The following is a 23,701-nucleotide window of genomic DNA, read 5'->3' as shown; positions in this document are numbered from 1 at the left end:
CTTTTAAGACCTGGTAGGTTTCAAAACCGGCCCAGGTCTTTTTATTTATCCATTATTGTCCTAAACTGATAGAAGAAACGTTCTATGAGGCGAAGATCTTCGGTAATAATTTCTACTACACCTCTCATTTCCTGTTTGAAAGGAATTTCTTTGTTATACGTTGTTATTAGTTTTTCGGGTAATTCTACATCTATTAGATATAATCCATCTTTATCTGGTAAAAGAGAAATGCTTTTTACGGTTCCCTTTAGCGTTCCAAATTCATTATCAGGAAAATTTTCTAATCTAATATTAGCTGTCTGACCAATTTTTATTTTACCTGAGTTTTGAGAAGGAGCTTTGATTTTTGCCAGATAGGAAGAATCTTCTGATGGAATTATGATGAATACCAAATCTCCTGCAGTAACCGTTTGATTTTGAGTCCAGAAATTAAGAAAAGAAACACGACCCTCTATATCAGATTTTAAAACATATTGAAGCTCCCAGTCTTTGATACTTTTTTTCAATTGATCAAAAGATTGTAAGACTTTTTTACGCAAATTTACTTCTTCTTTTTGCTGGTTGATCTCGGTACCCCTTGATGTTTTGGTTGCAGCACTTATGCTTTCATTAATCTGTGACAGCTGAACATTATTACTTTCATAATTTCGTTCGGCTTGCAAAAGATCAATCTTTTTATTTTCAAACTCTTGAGCAGAGATAACACCTTTTTCAAATAAATTTTTTTGACGCTCAAAATCTTTTTTCTTGAAATCTAATTCTGTTCTTGCAATTCTTTTTTGTCCCCTTAAACTTTCTTGTCTTCTATATAATTCTGATAATGATATTTGGTTTGCCAGTGCTTCATTAGAAAAAGGCCGTAGCTCTTTATTTAGTAGATATTCTGAATAGCTATTCTCAAAAATAGCAAAGCTCGTTTCGATATCTCCCAGAAACAATACAGGAATCTCTTTTATGGGAAAACTAAACGATTTACTATTTATTGATATCGTATCAATAATAGATTGAAGCGTAAATACATCCTGATAATTAGCCGTATTGGTTAGAATGGCCAAGGGAGTATTCTCTGGAACTATTTGACCATCTTCTACCAAAATCGCTTCAATTTTACCACTAACTTTGGCATACTCTTTTTGTGGAGGAATTTGAGTAGTGATTATGGCCTCTGCAGGTATCACATCTGGATATTTAACCAACCAAGAGAGAAATAACAACAGCAAAACCAACACCAAAATCAATAAATTACCCCATCTAATCATCCAATGCGGCACTCTGGTAAGGATCTCCTGTACCTCTTCACTTCTTAATTGTATTTCGTCTAAAGCTTCTGGCATTTTTTAAAATTAAAAATAATATTAGAATGTTGAACAAGGTTTTTATAATTTCCAGTATTCAGTATTCAGTATTCAGTATTCAGTATTCAGTATTCAGTATTCAGTATCCCGTGTTTAATTTCTGGTATCTATCATCTAATATCTCAAATCTAATATCAAAAATCTCACTTACCCAATTCTAATTGATTTTTCACCAAATTATAATAACTTCCTTTCTTTTTGATCAGTTCTTCATGATTACCGACTTCTATGATTTCACCTTTATCCAAAACTACAATTTGATGCGCATTTTTCACAGTACTTAAACGGTGTGCGATTACCATTACTGTTTTGTTCTTGAAAAAAGTATCTAATTTCTCCATGATTACTTTTTCATTGTTTGCATCGAGAGCAGACGTTGCCTCGTCAAAGAACAAGAATTTAGGATTTTTATAAACCGAACGCGCAATAAACAAACGTTGTTTTTGACCAGTACTTAAACCTACACCTTCCATTCCGATTTTTGTATTGTAGGACAAAGGAAGTGATTCTATAAATTCCTTGATATTAGCAACATCAACTGCATGCGCCAATTTTTTCTTATCTACATAATCTTCTCCAACAGCAATGTTATTAGCAATAGTATCATTAAAAATATAGCCTTCTTGCATTACTACTCCAAAATGATCTCTCCAAGCTTTTTGTGATACATGTTGCAAATCATGAGGCCCGATAAAAATCTGTCCTTCATCCGGTTCATAAAACTTGAGTAAAAGTTTCATTAGCGTTGTTTTTCCACTTCCGCTAACACCAACTACTGCTGTTATTTTATTGGCAGGGATAGATAAATTCAAATTTTCAAGGACCTTTTTGTCAGATCCAACATATCTAAAAGCAAGGTTTTTGATTTCAAAACCAGAATTTTCAGGAATTTCTTTAATCTTTTCGTCACCAGCATGCTCTTCGTCTTCTTTATTGTGTATTTCTCCCAAACGCTCCAAAGAAATTTGTGCATCCTGTAGCTCTCTTAAAAAATTAATTAGCTGAGTTATAGGAGCATTAAGTTGACCCACAATCGCAGTGATGGCAAGCATCATACCTAGTGTGATATCACCGTCTATCACCAGTTTTGCAGAAAAAACGGTAATAAAAATATTTTTAAGCTCATTAATAAAAGACGATCCTACATTTTGATATTGCTCAAGGGCTAAATTTTCTATTGATATTCTAAATAGTTTGGCTTGAACGAATTCCCAGTTCCATCGCTTTCTTTTTTCAGCATTATGCAGCTTGATTTCCTGCATACCATTAACCAGCTCAATAACTTTACTTTGCTCTTCACTTATTTGAGAAAAGCGTTTGTAATCCAGTTTCTTACGTTTTTTAAAGAAAATAAGGATCCAGGCAAAATAAAATGTACTTCCGATCGCAAAAATACCAAAGATTGGAATGCTATAGTAAATCAACACAATACTGAATACAATGAGGTTAACCATTGAAAACAGCACATTCAATGAGGACATTGTTAATATCTGTTCTATTCGTTTATGATCATTGATTCTCTGTAATAAATCTCCTGTCATCTTAACATCAAAATAGGAGATAGGAAGGTTCATTAATTTAATAAAGAAATCTGAAATCAACGAAATATTAATACGAGTACTTAAATGAAGTAAAATCCAACTTCTAAGCACATCGATTAGCGTTCTTCCTATAAATAATGAAAGCATAGCAATCAAGACAAGGTAGATAAAATTAATGTCTTGATTCTTGATCCCCACATCCACTATACTTTGAGTAAGAAAAGGGGTAATAAGCTGCAATAAACTACCAGCACCCAAACCAAGAGCTAATTGGAACAGGAATGATTTATACTTAAATATGTATTTAGAAATAAATTTAAACCCAAATTTCTCGTCTTCCTCGTCTAAATTATCATTGTAAAATTTTGGAGTAGGTTCTAATAAAAGTGCAACACCTTCTTCTGTATTTTCGTCTGCATTATTTCCAATCCAGGCTTTTATAAATTCTTCTTTGGTATAAGTAATGAGGCCATGAGCAGGATCTGAAACAAAAATAGTGGCATCTCCATTACGCTTATACTTAATTTTATAAACCACTACATAATGTACCTTATTCCAGTGAACAATACAGGGTAGAGGAACTTCATCTAATTTTTTAAGAGAAAGCTTTACACCCAGAGATCTAAACCCTATTTCTTCAACAGCATCACTAAGTCCCAAAAGAGAACTCCCTTCTCGTGTAGTCTCACTTAGTGTTCGAAGTTTTTGGGTATTAAGAACTCTTCCGTAGTGTTTTGCTATTATCTTAATACAAGTTGGTCCACAATCCTTAGATTCAGCTTGTTTATAAAACGGAAATTTAGGCATTAAGCGTATTTAATTATATTGATTTTGTGTAAAATTAAGATCTTCTTAATCCAGAAGATCTTTTACAAAGAAAAGTAATTCTTTTTTATTAAAGTTGAATTAATAAGTTTTGATTTAAAAAATAACTGATCAATGAAAGTTTATATTTTAGTTTATTCTTTATCAGAATTTCGTTTTTTCAAAAAAAAAGGCTGCCTTAAAAAGGCTGCCTTTTAAAATTATTGGCTAATTAGATAAATAGTTGTATATCTATTGTTCCTTTCCTATAGACCAGATCGAAAAACTTCCAGCAGGAGCGTAAATCGTCGTATTGCCTTCAGCATTAGTAACAGGAGTCAATTTTGAATTGTTTGCATAATCAACAAGCGTTTTATTAGACCAATTTGTTTGTATCTCGTATTGCTTTGTATTGTTGCTTATATTCATATATAGGATAAGCCCAGGATTGTCACCGTTACCATTTCTTTTCATAATGTATTCGTCCTTATTCGCTTCAATAATTTCAATATCCCCTGTGGCGATAGTACGATTAATTAAAATAAGGTTTTTAATAGCGTCCTTAAAAGATTCGTTTTCATAGTCAAGATAGAAAATGGTGGGATAGCCATCATGAGTCAGCATATAGGAATAAGCCAAAAGCTTATTAGAATAGCTTATGCTATTATTAACGTTTTCATCTTTTTCTGTATCGTGATTAGCCGTAAAAGTAACTGCCTTGTCAGGATATATTTTACGCAGCATATTGCCTTCTTCTCCTAAAGCCGTTAGATCTTTGTTACGATCTAATGATTCTTCTAACCTGTAGAAGCAAGCAAAATCGAAGGCAGGAGATCCAGAAGCATCAACCCAGTCTTTTAGCACTTGTTGATTACCATCAAAATTTTCTCCCACAGAAAATCCTCCCACTTTATCATTCCAGGCTTTTACCCATTTGGGCGCAAAACTTTTTACATAATCAAAACGCCACCCATCAAAACCTAAGGTGTTTTTATAGAATTCTGCGACGGAGTCATCTCGGCCCCATAACCAATCTTGCACATACTGTTGGTCATGGCATAAGTCAGTTTCAGCAAAAAATAAAGCTTGTTCATCGTTACTATGAATATCATTTGGATGAAAATGTTCATTAGTTCGGTTAAATTTACCGGAAGCGTTTCCGTTTTCTTCATTAAATAAAGAATACACTTCGGTACCTCCTCTAAACGGATTCGACTGTAAACCCCCACCAGAATTATGACCCAGTACAATATCAGCAATGACTTCAATCCCATTATCATGAGATTTTTGTATTAAATTCTCTAACTCTTGTCTTGAACCAAAGCGAGTTTCCTTATTTTCTGCTCCTCGTTGACTAAATTCTCCAACATCAAAATAGTCCATAGGGTCATATCCCATAGAAAATTGACCTGATGCACCCTTACCTGGGGCGGGTAACCAGATTCGGTTGACCCCTGATGCCGACCAATCTTCAATTTTAGAACTTACCTCGTCATACCAACCTCCAATGGGTTCTACATCCCAATAAAATGCCTGCATCATTACGCCGGCATCAGCTTTGGTAAATGCAGTAAGATCCAATCTTAAATCCTCTTGAACAATTATTTCTTCTTGATTGTTTGAAGAGTCATCATCATCCGAACAACTTAAAAAGCCAGCCATACAGGCACCAAGAAAAAGTGTACTTTTTATAGTGTGTTTTATAAATGTTTTCATATTTATTATAGTTTAGAGGCTGTCATAAAAACAGCCTCTTGGATACCACTTTTGTTTAATTTGTTACTGGAGTTAAAGAGTAGGTATATGCTCTTGGATTACTAAGATCCAAGATAATAACATATGTTCCTCCGGTTTCAACAGCGATATTGGATCCTCCTTCGTTTAATGAACCATCTCCGTCATCGTCATTTCCATAATTGAATGACCAAGAATCATTAGCTCTAAATTTTATTTCACCTGAGGTGAGGTCTAAGGTTATAGACCATACTTTAGTATCCTGATCATAAGTTAGATCATGATCTTGATTTGGACCCGCTTCGGGTGGTGCAAAACCTAGCGGTGTAGATGAGCCGGTAACAGCCCAGTCTGTTTTTGTAAGTGAATAGGTCAGTGCTTCGGTATCAACATTTATTCTATAATACCCTGCAACAGGAACAACTATATTTTTACTCGCATTATCTTGAAATAAAGTTCCAGAAGTCCCAGAGTCATCAACATCTCCATAATTTCCATCGAAATTAACATTAGTAGGAGTGATTTTAAAGTTAGAATTGTCGTTGGCAAAGTAAACATATCCTTCAAATTTTGAGCTAGTAAAGTTTTCTGCTGTAAGAGTTGGTGTTAACGGGTCTGCTGGATTCCAGTTTGCTCCATAACCGCTGTCTTGTGCATAATCTCCCGGTAGCCATAACTTAGGTAATTCAGTTGAATAGGGTGTTAACGTGATAGCCAAAATATTTGAATCCATGGATACACCACCATTACTCCCCAAAGAAGAGATTACACGAATTTCTAGTGCTCCTTCCTTATCAATTTCTAATCCAGCTTTAATTGCAAGATTGTTCAAATCTTTTACTGTCCAAGTATAAGAGCGTTCTACTGTTGATGCAGCATTTATTTCATCTTCAAAGTCGGTTCCCGCTGCTGCAACCATAATATTGTAGGTCACCGGTGTTTGAAAATTATATTGTGCATCGTTCCATACTACGGTAAGAGCTTGATTGTCCTCTGCATCTTTATTCAACATTACTGTTGAATTTGCAGTAACGATAGTGGGTGCTGTTGCCTCATTTTCTTGAACCATAAATGTAGGTTCATCATCTTCTACACATGCATTAAAGCATACTAATGCCAAACATGCAAACATTAAAATTGATATCTTTTTCATGACTGTATAAATTAAAATTTTTGTTAAAATATTAGAATCCATCATTTTGTCCTAAATTTGGATTGGCTGATCTACTGGAGGCAGGCACTGGAAATAGCTTAAACTTCTCTGCGATAGCAGTTCCATTTTGGGGACCACCTTTGAAAGACCAGATATAAGCTCCACCAGTATAAAGACCGTATCGAACTAAATCTTGTCTTCTATGAGCTTCCCAATGTAATTCTCTGGCACGTTCATCTAAGATAAAGTCCAGCGTTAGTTCTCCCTCAGTTATATTACCGGAAGTATCGCCAAAAGCACGTTCTCTTAATAGATTAATGTACCTGGTAGCTGTAGTAATATCTCCACCACCACCTTCAAGGTGAGCTTCGGCGTACATTAGATAAACATCGGCGAGTCTAAAGAGAGGAAAATCTGTATCCACAAAAGTTTGATCTTGACCGGGCTCTCCAGTCGAAGTAAGATTAGAATATTTTGCCATTAAATACCCAGAAGAAGTGTCTAATAAATCTGGCCCTACAGCAATATCTCTAGCTTCTGGAGGAGTCGGAGAAGGATCTATAGGTACGTCAAACTTTACCAACGTATTTCTCTCGTCGTTATTAAAAAGGGGATCTTCAAAGGTTAAGGATAACTCTTGTCTAACTCTAAATAAGTTTCCAAAACCAATAACACCAAAATCTGCCGGAGCTGGTTTGAAATCACCATTTCCATTTTGTTGCCCTTGCATAATGATAGAAGCACCACCAAAATTTCGAACAGCAACCCCATCGGCAATAACTGGGAAAATAATTTCATTTTGAGCTCCGTTGGTATTGTTGTCTGCATTGAAATTGTTTAAATAATTAGGCGTTAGACTGTACCCACTATTGATTATTTCATCACAAACTCTTAAACAATCGGCAAAACGTCCATTTTCTGCTCCTAGATATATTTCTGCATTCAAGTAAAGTTTAGCAAGAATCATTTTTGCTACTCCTTTAGTTGCTCTACCATATTGTTCTGCATTACCTGGATTTACATCCAGAAGATCTGCTTCTACTTCGAGTAATTCAGTTTCGATATAATTAAACAGATCCTGTCCTGAAATTTCTGGAACTCTTGTAAATCCTACAAGATCATTTTCTGTTGCAAAAGGCGCTCTTCTGAAAAGGTCAAGTAAATGATAGTTTGCTAAAGCTCTCAGAACTCTGGCTTCAGCTCTATAAGTGATTACTTTTTCTCTAGTCGGGGCATCAACTCCTCGTTGATCAAGTTTTTCATTGGTTGTTTGCCTTAGAAACTCATTGGCCAATGAAATTTCAAAGGTTGCTCTTGCCCAAAACCCTAAAACTATTACATTGTTGGCATCCCAACTATTCCTTTGGATCTGCCGAATACCTTGATCATTTTCGAAATTCCAGATTACCTCGTCAGACGATAAGCTTTGTAAGTTAAAAAGTCCTCTGATGTAATTTCCAGTACCAGCATCGATCCCTGCAAGATTAGAGGTACCAGGGTCATCAAGCCCAACTACGGAAAAGTTTGCGTATACACCTGCAATGGCTCTGTCGTAACCTCCCGGTTGATTGAAAACATCTTCGGCAAGTAAATCATCATCATCTTCGAGTTCAATATCAAGATCTCCTTCGCATGAGCTTAAAATCCCAACAAGGAGAAATGCGTATAAAAAAGATTTATATATTTTCATTTCAATTGTTTTTTAATATTTATAGTTGATTCCAAACAAGAAGGTGCGACCTCTTGGAAATATAGATTGATCCCTACCATCATTTTGAATTTCTGGATCTAAACCAGAGTAGTCTGAAATAAGAAAAGCGTTTTGAACACCTGTCCATAGTCGTAAACTAGATACCCCTTTCATAATATCGCGAAGCGTATATCCTAAAGTAATATTTTCCATTCTGACAAAAGATGCATCTTCAACGTAAAAATCAGAGAGAATAACATCTGGTGTGCTAACGAAGTTAGAATTTAATAGAGAAGTGGGAGCATTGTTAAATACATTTCTGAACAAATTACCAGTTTGGGCGTTTGCAGAGGCCACATTGTTATAAATATCATTACCAATACTTGCTCGTAAGTTAAAACTGAAGTCAAAATTATAAAAATTTAGATTAGATTGTATCCCCATTGTGAAATCTGGAGCAGGTTTTCCGGCAACATATCGGTCATCATTATTTACTTCACCGTCTCCATTAAGATCAGCATAAGCCCCTTCAATAGGTCTTCCATTTGAGTCATAAACTTGAGCAAAAGTAAAAAATGAAAAAGGAGCTTCACCTTGTCTTTGAATTTGAATATTATTTCCTGTACCTCCATCGATACCTCCTACTATAATATCTTGACCAAAAGCTAATTCTTCAATCTCCTGATTGATATAGGTTGCATTATAACTCAAATTCCAATTCACATTTTCGTTTTGTATTATATTGGTATTAATTGAAAACTCAATACCCTCTGTAACGAATTTACCTATGTTTTGAAATCCTTGATTCGAAAAATTAACGGCATCTGGCACCGGGGCTTGAGAAAGTAGATCATCAGACTCTTTTCTAAACACGTCTACAGAACCACTAATGCGATCATTCAAAAATCCATAGTCCAAACCGATATTGTATTCAGTAATTTTTTCCCATTCTATATCTTCATTTCTAAACTGAGCTTGAACAATATTTATTACTTGTCCGTTAAGTATATATTGGGTATTAGGATTACTTCCTCTATATCGTTCTATGTAAGCGTATGCTTGATCGATATCTTGTTGTCCTGTTATACCATACCCTAAGCGCAATCTTAGATTACTTAATGTTGATGAATTCTTAAGAAAGTTTTCTTCACTAATTTGCCATCCAAAAGAGGCGGCAGGGAAATATCCCCATCTATTGTCTTCACTAAATCTAGAAGTACCATCTCTACGTATAGATCCGGTTAAAAAATATTTGTCGCTTAACTTCAAGTTAGCTCTTGCGAAATAAGCCAACAAAACTACGTCGGGTTCGATATTTCTTTCAGGTAATCTATTAGGGTCCCTTTGATCTTCAGTTTTAAATTCTTCTATTTCGAATTTTTGATAAGAATAACCCGCTGTTGTTTCTATATCTAAACCACCAATTTTTTTGTTATACACCAAATAAGCATCTAGTAATTTATTTTCAGAGGTAAAATCTGTATCAGATTTAAATCCATTAAATTCTCCGAATTCGGATCTAAATGTATTTGCACTTTCTGTAGAACGTTCTTCAAATCTTTTTGTCTCACTAGTATCCATACCCAAATTCAATACTGCTCTTAAGTCGGGTAAGAAATGCAATTGATAATCGAATTTTACATTTCCAAAATATCTTCTCACATTAGCAATATTTCTGGTTTGTAATAATTTTGCCACAGGATTTCGCTGAACGTTCGCTTGAGCAAACCCATCGTTATTTAGATATTCAAAAAAACCTCCATAAGGAGAAGTAGGGTCAAAAACAGGTTGCGTAGGGTCAAATGTAATTGCATCTTTTTCAACACCTTCGGCAAATCTATTTTTTTCAAAGTTTAAGTTTGCGTTTACATCAATTTTTAAATGGTTATTAAATAATCTAGGGTTTAAAGAAAGAGAAGTATTTGTTCTTTCAAACTTTGAAGTTTTTCTTAATCCTTCCTGATCTGCTCGTCCAACTGATATCCGAGTTGGCAGAACATCTAGTAATGAACCGCTAATTGAGAGATTATGGAGAGAAGAAAAAGCGTCTCTATATATTTCATCTTGCCAATCTGTGTTGGCATTTCCTAGATCACCTACTCTATCAGGGAATCTTTCAGCAATTAAAGCCCGGTATTCATCGGCAGAAAAAACATCAACAGTTCTGTTTGCAGTTGTAATGCTTGTTTGCGTGTCTAAATTAATTCGTAGATTTTTTTTACCCTTTTTAGTTGTAATAATAATAACCCCATTAGCACCACGATTACCATAAATCGCCGCTGCAGAAGCATCTTTAAGGATTGAGAAAGACTCGATATCATTTGGATTAATAGAAGATAATACAGATCTGGAACCATTATCTTCATCTCCAGGGTCGTTGATAGGTAAACCATCGATTACTATGAGAGCATCATTAGATGCATTCAAAGATGCTCCTCCTCTAATTCTAATCTGTGAGTTTCCTGCCGGCCCACCATTAGTATTAATATTAACCCCGGCGACACGTCCTACAAATAAATTTTCAGCAGTTACATTATTTCCTGTATTAAAATCTTCTGAAGTTACTAATGAAACAGATCCTGTTAGCTCTTTCTTTCTAGACGAACCATATCCAATTAGTACAACTTGCTCTAGTTCTGCTGCATCTTCTTGCAATGTCACATCTATAATCTCTTGACCGGTAAATGTAACTTCCTGCGGTATAAATCCAACATAAGAAAATACAACAATGTCGCCGTTGTTTACATTACTTAGAGTGTAAGCTCCGTCAAAATCGGTTGCGGTACCGATTGTAGTTCCTTTAACAATGATATTTGCGCCAGGAACTGGTTGACCACTTCCGGCATCAGTCACTGTTCCCCTAATAGTTGACTGTGCAAAAAAGCTCATTGGTATCAACCACAATAAAAACAATGCGCTTTTAGTAAATGTTTTCATAAAATTAAATTAGTTTTTGATTGTTTGAAGTCTTATATTTTCACTTTCCGGGAACCAATTTAATGTAAAATTTGTGTTAAGCTTCATGACTATTGTCAGTACAACCTTACGAAAACGTTTGCGTGTGAATAACTTTTAAAATTTCGTTAAAATTTTAAGTTTAATTGTGATCATATGACATATTTTCGCATAGAATTTTGGCTTTTGGATAAAAAATAAGAGTAGAAAAATAAGTTGTAACAAAATACGTTGTTGCCTGATAATTATGATTTATGATCATTTTTTAGTTTTCAAAAAACATCATTCTTTTAAAAATTCAATAACTTTTAATCAAAAAGAAGATGAAACAAAAAGTTACGTTAAAACAAATAGCAAAAGAACTGGATGTTTCTATTTCGACTGTCTCCAAAGCTTTGAAAGACAGTGTAGAAATAAGTTTAGATACTCGACAAAAGGTGAAGGCCTTCGCCAAGCTTTATAATTATAAACCAAATAACATTGCTTTAAGTCTTAAGAATAGAAAAACGAAGACTATAGGGGTTATTATTCCAGAAATTGTTCATCATTTTTTTACTACTGTTATAGGTGGCGTAGAGAAAGTCGCGAATGAAAAAGGGTATAATGTAATTATATGTTCTTCTAATAATTCATTTGATAAAGAAGTGATCAATATGGAAATGTTGGCTAGTGGCAGCGCTGATGGATTTATTTTATCTGTTGCCAAAGAAACACAACTTAAAAAGGATTATCATCATATAGAGGAGACGATGAGTCAAGGTATGCCAGTAGTACTTTTTGATAGAATCATAGATGAGGTAGTTTGTGATAAGGTTATTATTGACGATGCGAAAGGTGCACAAACGGCAACAAATCATTTACTTACTATAGGTTGTAAAAAGATTGCTATTCTTACCACGGTAGATTATATAAGTGTAGGAAAACTTAGGACCAACGGATATTTGAGAGCGTTAAGAGCATATGATATTCCAGAAAAGGAAGAATTTATCCTAAAAATTGAAGATATTGATAATTGTGAAACTGAAATTTCAGAATTTCTTAAAAACAAAGATATAGATGCTGTTTTTGCGGTAAATGAATTGTTTGCGGTTACCGCGATTAAAGTGTTAAACCAACAAGGAAAAAAGGTTCCAAATGATATTGCTGTTATTGGATTTACCGATGGGATTCTTTCAAAACATTTTATCCCAAGTCTAACTACAATTAGTCAACACGGTGAGGATATGGGGATTAGAGCAGCAAAACTACTTATCGATAAACTTGAAGGAGATGAGGCTTCAACCGAAGAGTATAGAACCGTTATAATTGATACTAGTTTGGTTCAGAGACAATCTACAAAAAAAACTAACAAGTGATTCTTGCTTATTGAAAAATAATAATATCTTTGCTTTTAGTCAAAACTTATATTTTCACTTTCTACTAAAATAAGTTTTGATAAGTCATGCGCTTATCAGTGTAATCATTTAATTTCACTTAATGAACAAGCGTAAATTAAGCTTCTGGGAAATTTGGAACATGAGTTTCGGTTTTCTGGGAATTCAATTCGGTTTTGCATTGCAGAACGCGAATACTTCAAGGATTTTTGAAACCTTAGGGGCCAAAGTAGACGAACTAGCTGTTTTTTGGTTGGCTGCACCTATTACAGGATTATTAGTTCAACCAATAATTGGGTATTTTAGTGACAGAACCTGGCATTCTAAACTAGGAAGAAGAAGACCTTATTTTCTGGTAGGAGCAATACTTTCGTCTATTGCTCTATGCATTATGCCAAATTCGCCAACTTTATGGGTGGCCATAGGTACCTTATGGATTATGGATTCTTCAATAAACATTTCTATGGAACCATTTAGGGCTTTTGTGGGAGATAATCTCCCTGAAAGCCAAAGAACCAAAGGTTTTGCTATGCAAAGCTTTTTTATTGGCTTAGGAGCAGTTGTAGGTTCTGCATTGCCCTATATTTTTTCTAACTGGTTAGGTATAAGCAATACCGCAGAAGGAGGTGTTATACCGGATTCTGTAAAATGGTCCTTTTACATAGGAGCTATTGTATTTCTTTTAGCTGTATTGTGGACCGTTTTTAATTCTAAAGAATATTCTCCAGACGAATTAGAAGCTTTTGAGGATCATAAACCCGAATTCACAGTTGAAATTACTCCAAAGGAAAATGTAAATAGAATAGCAAAACTTATGAGAGCAGGAACAATAATGACTGTTTTTGGCGTTATTCTTAATGCATTTCTTATTTATCTAATGTTAGATAAGGAACTATATATTTTGTCAGGAGGTATTCTATTAGTTGGTGTATTATTTCTAATTGCCGCATGGTTCAGAAAGTTAAAAGGAATTAATGGATTTGTAACTATAATGACAGATCTTTTGTATATGCCGAGTACAATGAAACAATTGGCGGTAGTTCAATTTTTTTCTTGGTTTGCATTATTTTCAATGTGGATCTACACTACGCAAGCCGTAACAAGTTATGTTTATGGCTCTACTGATCCAACATCTCAACTATATAACGACGGGGCAGATTGGGTAACGGTTCTCTTTGCAGTATATAATGGAGTTGCAGCGTTGGTTGCATTTTTACTTCCAGTGTTGGCTAAGTTAACGAGTCGAAAAATCACGCATCTTATCAGCTTGGTACTAGGAGGTTTAGGGCTTTTATCTATTACAATTTTTAAAACGCCAGAATTATTGATCATATCAATGGTTGGTATAGGTATAGCTTGGGCTAGTATTTTATCAATGCCATATGCTATGCTCGCAGGTGCATTACCGCCAAGAAAAATGGGTTATTATATGGGAGTTTTTAACTTTTTTATAGTGATACCCCAAATTGTTGCAGCCTCCATATTAGGTTTTTTATTGAACACTTTTTTTGGTAATGAAACTATTTATGCTTTAATAATTGGGGGAATTAGTATGATCGTTTCAGGTTTTTTAACGTTAATAGTTAGTGATAGAGCGACAATAGAAATAAATGAATAATAGGAAATAAATGAAGAAAGGATTTATATTTGACTTAGATGGAGTCATTGTGGATACCGCAAAGTACCATTTTCTTGCTTGGCAAAATCTTGCTAACAGTTTAGGGATTTCTTTTTCGTTAGCACAAAATGAACAACTAAAAGGAGTTAGCCGAGTACGATCTTTAGAAAAAATATTAGAATGGGGGGATAAGACCATTTCAGAAGAAGAATTTACCAGGTTAATGCGTGAAAAAAATGAGGAGTATCTCAATTATATTTCAAAAATGGATATTAACGAGATTTTACCAGATGTACCAAGAATCTTAGATAACCTTATCTCAAGAGGGCAAGCCATTGCTTTAGGTTCGGCAAGTAAAAATGCAAGAGTCATTCTTGAGAAGGTACAACTCATAGATAAGTTTCATGCTATAGTAGATGGAACAAATGTTTCTAAAGCAAAGCCAGATCCCGAGGTGTTTTTAATAGGTGCTCAGCAATTGGATATTTCTCCAGAACATTGCATCGTATTTGAAGATTCTGTAGCAGGAATTCAAGCAGCCAATACAGCCAATATGATAAGTATAGGTATTGGTGACGCCAAAGTATTGCATGAAGCAGATTACATTTTTACAAATTTTACAGAAATAAAAGAAGAGTTTATAAATAATTTGGTTTTGGCCAGAAAAGTTTAGAAGAAGATGAATCAGGATTATATAAAACCAGATAACTGGTCGATTATTGAAGAGGGATTTGATGTTGATAGAGTTAAGTCCTCAGAGAGCCTTTTTAGTATAGGTAACGGAGCAATGGGGCAAAGAGCTAATTTTGAAGAGACATATTCTGGTCCCACTTTTCAGGGAAGTTATATTGCAGGAGTTTATTATCCTGATAAAACTAAAGTGGGTTGGTGGAAGAACGGATATCCAGAGTATTTTGCAAAAGTACTTAATGCTCCTAATTGGATTGGTATAAATGTAGAGGTAAACGGTGAAAAATTAGATCTATACAGATCTAAAGCTGTATCTAATTTCAGAAGAGAACTGAACATGAAAGAAGGTTGGTATCAACGTTCTTTTACTATTGTTTTGCTAAATGGAATTGAATTGTTCGTCAAATCAACCCGATTCTTGAGCCTGGATCTTGACGAAGTAGGAGCAATTAAGTACGAAGTGACCCCTTTAAATCATGATGCAGAGATAGTATTCACGCCGTATCTAGATTCTGGTATCACCAATGAAGATACGAATTGGGATGACAAATTTTGGGATACTTATGAAGTATCACATAAACGTAATTCAGCTTATATTTTGTCAAAAACCATGAAAACTGAGTTTCATGTATGTACGGGAATGCTAAACCAGGTTTTTATTGATGGTGATAAGGAAGAAGTATACCCAAAGGTGGAAACAAGAGAGACATCTGTTAAATTAAATTATGAAGTTCACGTTCCTAAGGCAAAAACAGCTGCCTTAGTTAAGTTTGGCGGATATACTGTATCTCTCAACCATAAAGAAGATGATTTGGTAACGGCTAGTACAACTGTACTTAAGCAAGCATCAGAGTCAGGGTTTAATACATTGTTGGAGCTTCAGAAACAAGCATGGTCCAAAATCTGGGAAATGGCAGATATCGTTATTGAAGGAGATGTAAAAGCTCAACAAGGAATACGATTTAATATCTTTCAGTTAAATCAAACTTATCTTGGTAAAGATGCTAGACTAAATATAGGCCCTAAAGGGTTTACAGGAGAAAAGTATGGCGGTAGTACGTATTGGGATACAGAGGCATATTGTATTCCATTTTATATGGCAACCAAAGATCAGGTAGTAGCCCGCAACCTACTAACGTATCGTTATCAACATCTTGAAAAAGCAATTGAGAATGCAGAAAAACTTGGCTTTACCAATGGTGCTGCATTATATCCTATGGTAACCATGAATGGTGAAGAGTGTCATAACGAATGGGAGATCACATTTGAAGAGATACATCGTAATGGCGCAATGACTTTCGCGATCTACAATTATCATCGTTATACAGGTGATTATAGCTATATCCCAGAAAAAGGTCTAGAGGTAATGATCGGTGTTGCACGTTTTTGGCAGCAAAGGGCTACTTTCTCCACAAATAAGGATAAATATGTAATTCTTGGAGTTACAGGCCCTAATGAATATGAAAACAATGTAAATAATAATTGGTATACTAATTATTTGGCCAAATGGTGTATCGAATATTGTGTTGAAAATATCGAAAAAGTAAAGGCTGAATACAACAATGATTATAAAAGAATCATAAAAAAAACTAATCTGACTCAAAAAGAAATTGATGCAATGTTAGAGGTGGCCAAGAAAATGTATTTTCCATATTCAGAAAAGCATCAGGTATATTTACAGCAAGATGGGTTTTTAGATAAAGAATTAATTACTGTTGCAGATTTAGATAAATCACAACGGCCAATCAATCAAAAGTGGAGCTGGGATCGTATTTTACGTTCGCCTTACATCAAGCAAGCAGATACTTTACAAGGTTTTTACATGTTTGAAGACCAATTTACAAAAGAAGAACTTGCACGTCATTTTGATTTTTATGAGCCGTTTACAGTGCATGAATCTTCACTTTCTCCTTGTGTCCATAGCATTCAAGCCGCTGCTTTAGACAGAATGGATCAGGCATACTCTTTTTATTTAAGAACCTCTAGATTAGATCTTGATGATTATAACAAAGAAGTAGAAGAGGGATTACATATCACAAGTATGGCCGGTACCTGGATGAGTATCGTAGAAGGATTTGGAGGTCTTAGAATTATAAATGACAGATTAGCATTTACACCCAAAATTCCAAAAGAGTGGAAAGGATATACTTTTAATGTGAACTTTAGAAATCAAATTTTAAAAGTTAGTGTTTCTCAGGAAGGTACTTCTTTCAATCTAGAAGGTGATCAGGAGTTGATTATTTATGTAGATGGAAAAGAGTTTAATATCTCTCCAGATAGTCTAATCACAGTATAAATAAATTATGATTTAATTAATAAAGAACACCCCAAGAGCCCTTGTTTTTGGGGTGTTTGTTTCTAGATATAATCACACAAATATAAAATTTAAAATAGATGAAAAGTAAACTAATTGTATTGATGTCTTGCTTTTTCATAGGGTTGACAAATGCTCAAATAGAAAAAGTTGAACCTCCGTTTTGGTGGAGTGGTATGCATAACCACCAATTTCAGTTAATGTGTTACGGTAAAGATATCTCTAAATTCGATGTTCAAATTGAGGGCGTGGTTATTAAGGATGTTACAAAAACTGAAAATCCAAACTATATTTTTATAACCCTAGACACTAAGGAAATAAAACCAGGAACCATTTCCATAGATTTTACAGAAAACGAAAAAGTAGTATTCTCGCAGCCTTATGAGTTTAAGGTAAGGAAAGAAAACTCTGCAAATCGAAAAGGTTTTGATAGCAGCGATGTGATCTATCTTATTATGCCAGATCGATTTGCGAACGGAAATCTAAAAAATGATTCGCATCCCAATACAGTTGAGAAAGCCGATCGATCAAATCCCGGAGGTCGCCACGGAGGCGATATACAAGGTGTGATAAATCACCTGGATTATCTTAAAGATCTTGGAGCTACAACATTATGGAGTACTCCTTTGCTCGAGGATAACGAACCTGTCTATTCTTATCATACCTATGCCCAAAGCGACTTGTATAAAATAGATCCGAGGTATGGCACCAACGAGGATTACAGGCGCCTGGCTTCAGAAATGCATAAGTTGGAGATGAAATTGATCATGGACTACGTAACCAACCATTGGGGCTCTAAACACTGGATGATTAAAGATCTACCTACCAAAGATTGGATACATCAGTGGCCCGAAGGATTTAGAAGGAGTAATTATCGCATGACTACCCAGTTTGATATCAATGCTTCAAAAGCAGATGCAAAGGGATGTATGAATGGCTGGTTTGATACTACTATGCCCGATATGAATCAAAGCAATCCCTTACTTCTTAATTACATCACTCAAAATGCCATTTGGTGGATAGAATATGCAGATCTAGATGGCTTGCGAGTAGATACCTATTCGTATAATGATAAGGAAGGAATTGCAAAATGGACTAAAGCGATTATAGATGAATATCCTGATTTTAATATTGTAGGGGAGGTATGGATGCACGACCAGGCTCAAATGGCCTATTGGCAGAAGGACAGTAAAATAGGGGCGATTGATAATTTTAATGCTCATTTACCTTCTGTCATGGATTTCACATTACACGATGCTTTAACTGTAATTTTTAATGAGGATGAAGACACTTGGGATAAAGGGATGATCAAAGCTTACAATAATTTTACCAATGATTTTCTGTATCCTAATATCAATAATATTCTAGTGTTTCCCGGGAATCACGATACTAATCGTATTAACGAAATATATCAGGGAGATATAGATAAGTATAAGATGGCAATGACCTTGATCTTTACCACTCGAGGGATTCCACAAATTTATTATGGTGATGAAATAGGAATGCTGGGAAATCGGGATAAAAAAGGAGATGGTGATATTCGAAGAGATTTTCCCGGTGGATGGCCAGGAGACACACAAAACGCATTCTTACCATCAAATAACAAAAACGGAAGAACCAATGATCAGGAAGCATTTCATTCTTTTACCAAAAAAGTGTTGAACTGGAGAAAAAACACTTCTGTGATTCATACTGGAAAACTTTTACAATTTATTCCTTTTGATAATGTATATGTATACTTTAGATCTAATGAGGAAAAAAGTATAATGGTGATTATTAACAATAATACCAAAGATCAAAAAATTGATATTGGTCGTTTCAAAGAAGGGCTCAAAAATTTCAAAACAGGTACCGATATTATTACCGATTCTAATATAGATGTTACGGAAGAATTTACCATTAAGGCAAAAACTTCGATGATACTCGAATTAAAATAAACGAATAACCGCAAAACATTTTTATGACCATGAAAAAGATAATTTTAAGCATGCTAACCATAGGGATTATATTTTCCTGTGGAAAAGTACAAAAAGAAGAAACTGTAGGTACAGTACAAACCGAGATTCAAAAAGAAAAGAAGAGCACGCTTCCTCCTGTAAGTGACGCTACGATGGAAAATGCAGTGATCTACGAAGCAAATATTCGTCAATATTCTGAAGAAGGATCTTTTAAAGCATTTACAAAAGATATTCCTGTTCTTAAACAACTAGGGGTTAAAATTCTTTGGTTAATGCCAATTTATCCTATTTCAACAACTAAAAGTAAAGGGTCGTTAGGAAGCTACTATGCCGTTTCTGATTACACCAAGGTGAATCCAGAGTTTGGAACTATAGAAGATTTTAGGGAATTAGTAAAAACTGCACATGATCATAGGATCTATGTAATCTTGGATTGGGTAGCAAATCATACAGGTTGGGATCATGTATGGTTAAAGGAACATCCAGAATATTATACCAAAGATAAAGAAGGAAACATTACGCACACTGTTGGTACAGATTGGACTGATGTAGCAGATCTTAATTATGATAACCAAGAAATGCGTGAGCAGATGAGACAGGATATGATCTATTGGGTAAAAGAAGAAGGAGTGGATGGTTTCCGTTGTGATGTGGCGGGAATGGTACCAGTAGATTTTTGGGAAAATACTGTTGAAGAGATTGAGAAGATCAAACCAGTGATTATGTTAGCCGAAGGTTGGGAACCAGAATTGATGGAAAATGCTTTTGATATGGGATATGGTTGGGATACCCATCATAAAATGAATGATATCGCCCAGGGAAAGGCCAATGTAGAAGAATGGGATAAAAGAATGATCCAGGTGGATACCCTGTATGCAAAAGATGATATCTTAATGAATTTTACCTCTAACCACGACGAGAACTCCTGGAATGGTACTGTGCAAGAGAGAATGGGAGATGCCAAGGAAATGTTTGCAGCACTTTCGTATTTGACACCTGGGATGCCATTAATATATTCTGGACAAGAATATGATATGAATAAAAGACTGTTGTTTTTTGAAAAAGACACCATTATCAAGAAGAAAGGAAAGTTTTTTCCTTTATATGAAAAATTAGGTAAACTTAAAAATAACAATCCTGCTCTTAATGGTGGTAAGAATGCAGCATCGTATGCTCGCATTAAAACTTCTCATGATGATAAAATTTTGGCTTTCAAACGAGAAAAAGAAGGTAGTGAAGTGATTTTTGTGGCTAATATGACAAAAGAACCTGTGAAGTTTGATATAGAATTTCAGGGAAAATTCAAGAATTACCTTTCGCAACAAGAAATAGAACTAAAATCCGATCAAGCTAATAGTCTTGGCGCTTGGGAATATTTAGTACTGGTGCAGGAATAGTCAAATTTATGAACTTAATACTTCATTATTCATGAGGATAAAGATCATTCATTGTAAAAAGAGATCGAGTAACTAATGGTTTTATAATTGTTTATAAGTTATATGCTTAATAAAAACTTATGCTATATTATTAATCGGATTTTAGAAACGGGTCTCATTTATTATTATTGATTTCAATTTTCTGGTAACAAAACAATTGTTGAAAACCTTAAATATATAAACTACAACATAGCAATAAGGGTACATTGATTTATTAATTTTGTTTCTTTGTATTATCACATTAACCAATTGTTATGTTGCACTTTAATACATTTGCCAGGTATGTTGTTGTGCTCAATATACTTTTATATACATTAGGCTCCTTTTCAATCATTGATAAAGACAGTAACGCAGAGAAGAGGATTGATTCCTTAAATAACGTTGCTTACCAGTATTTTTTAAAGAGTAATAAAGATGGTCTTGCTATTGCAAATCAGGCTCTTAAAGAAGCCGAAGCCATAAATTATTTGTATGGAGTTTCAAAAGCTAGAAATAAATTGGCTTTATATCTTACAGTCGATGGTGAATATAAACAAGCTTTGGAGCAATTGTTTATTTCCATAGAAATTCTAAAATCACTTCTTTCTGAAAAAGATCTGAGTAATGATTTGACGAAAAAATACAATAGAGCAATGTATTCTACCTATTTATTGGTTTTTAATACCTATCGTATTTTGGATTACCATGACTTGCAGTTTAAGTATTCTAAATTAGCTGAAGAATATTTATTAAAAACCGATTATAAACCGTCAGAATTAATTAGGATAAAAGCAACCAAGGCCTCAGTTTACCAACAACTTGATTTACTGGATAAATCGCTGTCTCTGTATGAAGAGATAATGGTTTATTTTAAGGATAAACGAGATACTTTGATAATGGCAGACCTTTACGGGGTTATTGCAGGTATTTATAGAGATAAAAATGAATTAACAAAGGCAGAAAGTATAGCAGATACAGCACTATATTTGGCAAAAACGATAGGTCAAGAAGATATTATTAAGAATACATTATTGTTAAAAGCTCAAATATTTAATAAGAAGCAAGATTTTAAAAAAGCACTAGAGTATGCAGATAAAGCTTATAATTCCCCCAAGGGAGAAAGTATTAAGTCATATGTTGACCTAGAAAAAGGTAAAGCCTTTTTGGGTATGCAAAATATTGTGAAAGCCGAAAAATTGTTACAAAATGCACTCTCTTTATTTCTTGAAGAGAATATTAAAAGTAAGATAAAAGAAACTGGCGAAGTTCTAAAACAAGTATATACACAGACCAATAATATTTCTAAACTTACTGAGTTAAATGTCGTCATAGAAAATTATGAAAAAGATTTATTGAAATCTAAACTAGCCGTTTCTTTGGTGGGTTTAAATCAAGATGATCCTTCTTCTGCTATGGATGAAAAATATGTAGATTCTTTAATTGAGTATGATGAAGAAGTATCATTGCTAACAAAGATATTTTTAATATTACTAGTACTTTTCATCGCTATATGGGTACTAAAGAAAATTTATTTAACGAAAAATTAAGATTTTGTAGGTAAACTTTAAATAATGTTGAACTTTAGAAAGATATCAAGATGTCTATTTTTGTATTCATACCATATGTTTCAATTTTGTAAGGTATTAATCTAAATTTACTATTTATACTACTAAGTATATATTAGGATCTTAAAATATATGGTTTTACAAGTTCTTTATTGTGAAGTATTTGAAATTGGAAGGGAAATTATGAGTTAAACATTTAAAGCTACTATTAGGGAGTAGGGTTTTAAACAAGTAACTTTTTTTGGAATTTTTCATGTAACAGTAAAAACTGTGTAAAATGATTTTAAAAAGAAATGTTTTTAAGAAAATACCGAATCTCATTGGTTTTTTAATTTTCAATAACTTAGTTTTTTATATAGGTTTAAAATTTAATTACATCCAGTTACCTATTGAAAAAATAATCTCCTATAACAACTTGCATATACTAGTCTCATTATGTTTTCTTTTTTTGTTTTTTGTTTTATTGCCAGAGTTTATGACTAGAAAATCCAATATAAAAAAGAATAACGTTGATTATGTTGCGTATTTGCTTTTCGTATGGGTAATGATGGCATTAATTTCTGCTATCATTCATCAAAAATTATTACTTTCAGAATATATTTTTGGTCAGATATTTCTTTTTTATGCATTTGTTCATTTGGTAGGGATTTTCATTTTGTCGTTATCTTTTACTTTTTCTCCATTTAGTAATGAAACAGTCATTACTTCCAAAAACAGACAGCATCCAAAAGGTGATAAAACTAAAAGTCATGCCAGTGAGAATGTAAAGTCATATTTGGTGTTAGTAGGCAAGCTAAAAAGTGATCGATTGAAAATAAATATAGAAGATTTATATTATATAAAATCAAGCGATAATTATTGTGAGATTAAATATATAATGGAAGAGAAAATTAATATTGACCTTTTCAGAGTTAGTATTCGGGATTTAGAAACCCAGATACAAAACGATAATATTTTAAGGGTTCATAAATCATATATTCTTAATTTAAATTACATATCTTCTATCGAGGGGAATATAAATAATACGAAGGCTATATTGAAGAATTGTAATGCCAAAATTGCAATTGCTAGGTCTAAAAGGGATATGGTTATAGAAGCGTTTAAGCAAATACAAAAGAGAGATTCTTTTTTTGTTGAAAAAGTGTCGGTTCGCGATTAGATATTAAAAAGAATGTCGAGGACTCATTGGACAGTGTCAAAAGTTACTACCTAAACATTTCTTTACAGGATAGTATCCAGACATCTTAGTCCCTATCGTTGTATTGACAGATATAAAATTCAATATTTTCCAAAGATTGATATTACTTCATGATGATACAAAACCTAAATAATTTTGCATACGTCTTTAAGAAATATCACTAGCAGTTATTTGCTGTTTTTTTATTAACTGCTTTGGGTCTTCTATTTTTAAAATTTTAATATTATGTTTAACGTAATTCTTATGTACTCGCAGAAAATTAAGATCTTGGATCATAATTATATTTTCAATATCTCTTTAAAATAATCCCGTTGAATTGTATGTTTTTTAACTCAGAA

14 protein-coding genes are annotated in these 23,701 nt (G+C 33.8%); 8 read left to right on the top strand and 6 right to left on the bottom strand.

Translation table 11 applies throughout. The features are described from left to right. Window positions 1-41 precede the first annotated feature (41 nt). The 6 genes from ACFSJT_RS16270 to ACFSJT_RS16245 all read right to left on the bottom strand — a co-directional run bounded on the left by ACFSJT_RS16270 (window position 42) and on the right by ACFSJT_RS16245 (window position 11,214). Window positions 42-1,334: an HlyD family secretion protein gene (locus ACFSJT_RS16270; RefSeq protein WP_378321394.1), complete on the bottom strand. Its 1,293-nt coding sequence runs from the start codon at window positions 1,332-1,334 to the stop codon at window positions 42-44. A gap of 164 nt (window positions 1,335-1,498) precedes the next feature. Continuing rightward, window positions 1,499-3,703, bottom strand: coding sequence for a peptidase domain-containing ABC transporter (locus ACFSJT_RS16265; RefSeq protein WP_378321393.1), 2,205 nt, complete (start codon window positions 3,701-3,703; stop codon window positions 1,499-1,501). Between the two features lie 249 nt (window positions 3,704-3,952). After that, entirely contained in the window at window positions 3,953-5,416 is a 1,464-nt protein-coding gene (locus ACFSJT_RS16260; protein ID WP_378321392.1) for an alpha-amylase, read from the bottom strand. A 55-nt stretch (window positions 5,417-5,471) separates the two neighbouring features. Continuing rightward, window positions 5,472-6,587, bottom strand: a complete 1,116-nt coding sequence (locus tag ACFSJT_RS16255; protein ID WP_378321391.1) for a SusE domain-containing protein — start codon at window positions 6,585-6,587, stop codon at window positions 5,472-5,474. Between the two features lie 31 nt (window positions 6,588-6,618). Continuing rightward, entirely contained in the window at window positions 6,619-8,277 is a 1,659-nt protein-coding gene (locus tag ACFSJT_RS16250) for a RagB/SusD family nutrient uptake outer membrane protein (RefSeq protein WP_378321390.1), read from the bottom strand. Window positions 8,278-8,289: 12 nt separating this feature from the next. After that, window positions 8,290-11,214, bottom strand: coding sequence for a SusC/RagA family TonB-linked outer membrane protein (locus ACFSJT_RS16245; RefSeq protein ID WP_378321389.1), 2,925 nt, complete (start codon window positions 11,212-11,214; stop codon window positions 8,290-8,292). A gap of 341 nt (window positions 11,215-11,555) precedes the next feature. On the opposite strand from ACFSJT_RS16245, the gene ACFSJT_RS16240 reads away from it, so the two are divergent. The 8 genes from ACFSJT_RS16240 (at window position 11,556) to ACFSJT_RS16205 (ending at window position 23,324) form a co-directional block, all read left to right on the top strand. Continuing rightward, on the top strand, window positions 11,556-12,587 hold the full coding sequence (locus ACFSJT_RS16240; protein WP_378321388.1) for a LacI family DNA-binding transcriptional regulator: 1,032 nt from the start codon (window positions 11,556-11,558) through the stop codon (window positions 12,585-12,587). 121 nt (window positions 12,588-12,708) lie between these two features. After that, a complete protein-coding gene (locus tag ACFSJT_RS16235; RefSeq protein ID WP_378321387.1) occupies window positions 12,709-14,223 on the top strand; it encodes an MFS transporter in 1,515 nt (504 codons plus the stop codon). 10 nt (window positions 14,224-14,233) lie between these two features. Then, complete coding sequence (gene pgmB / locus ACFSJT_RS16230; protein ID WP_378321386.1) at window positions 14,234-14,896, top strand: beta-phosphoglucomutase; 663 nt, start codon at window positions 14,234-14,236, stop codon at window positions 14,894-14,896. Between the two features lie 6 nt (window positions 14,897-14,902). Further along, window positions 14,903-17,209: a glycoside hydrolase family 65 protein gene (locus tag ACFSJT_RS16225; protein WP_378321385.1), complete on the top strand. Its 2,307-nt coding sequence runs from the start codon at window positions 14,903-14,905 to the stop codon at window positions 17,207-17,209. Between the two features lie 98 nt (window positions 17,210-17,307). Then, window positions 17,308-19,164: a glycoside hydrolase family 13 protein gene (locus tag ACFSJT_RS16220; protein ID WP_378321384.1), complete on the top strand. Its 1,857-nt coding sequence runs from the start codon at window positions 17,308-17,310 to the stop codon at window positions 19,162-19,164. 29 nt (window positions 19,165-19,193) lie between these two features. After that, on the top strand, window positions 19,194-20,582 hold the full coding sequence (locus ACFSJT_RS16215; protein WP_378321383.1) for an alpha-amylase family glycosyl hydrolase: 1,389 nt from the start codon (window positions 19,194-19,196) through the stop codon (window positions 20,580-20,582). 293 nt (window positions 20,583-20,875) lie between these two features. Next, a complete protein-coding gene (locus ACFSJT_RS16210) occupies window positions 20,876-22,147 on the top strand; it encodes a hypothetical protein (RefSeq protein ID WP_378321382.1) in 1,272 nt (423 codons plus the stop codon). Between the two features lie 493 nt (window positions 22,148-22,640). Continuing rightward, complete coding sequence (locus ACFSJT_RS16205; protein WP_378321381.1) at window positions 22,641-23,324, top strand: LytR/AlgR family response regulator transcription factor; 684 nt, start codon at window positions 22,641-22,643, stop codon at window positions 23,322-23,324. The last annotated feature ends 377 nt before the right edge of the window (window positions 23,325-23,701 follow it).

The sequence above is a fragment of the Aquimarina celericrescens genome, assembly GCF_042682765.1.
Lineage (GTDB): Bacteria > Bacteroidota > Bacteroidia > Flavobacteriales > Flavobacteriaceae > Aquimarina > Aquimarina celericrescens.
The sequence above is the reverse complement of the archived record's forward strand: the minus strand, read 5'-3'. Positions and strand labels throughout refer to the sequence as shown.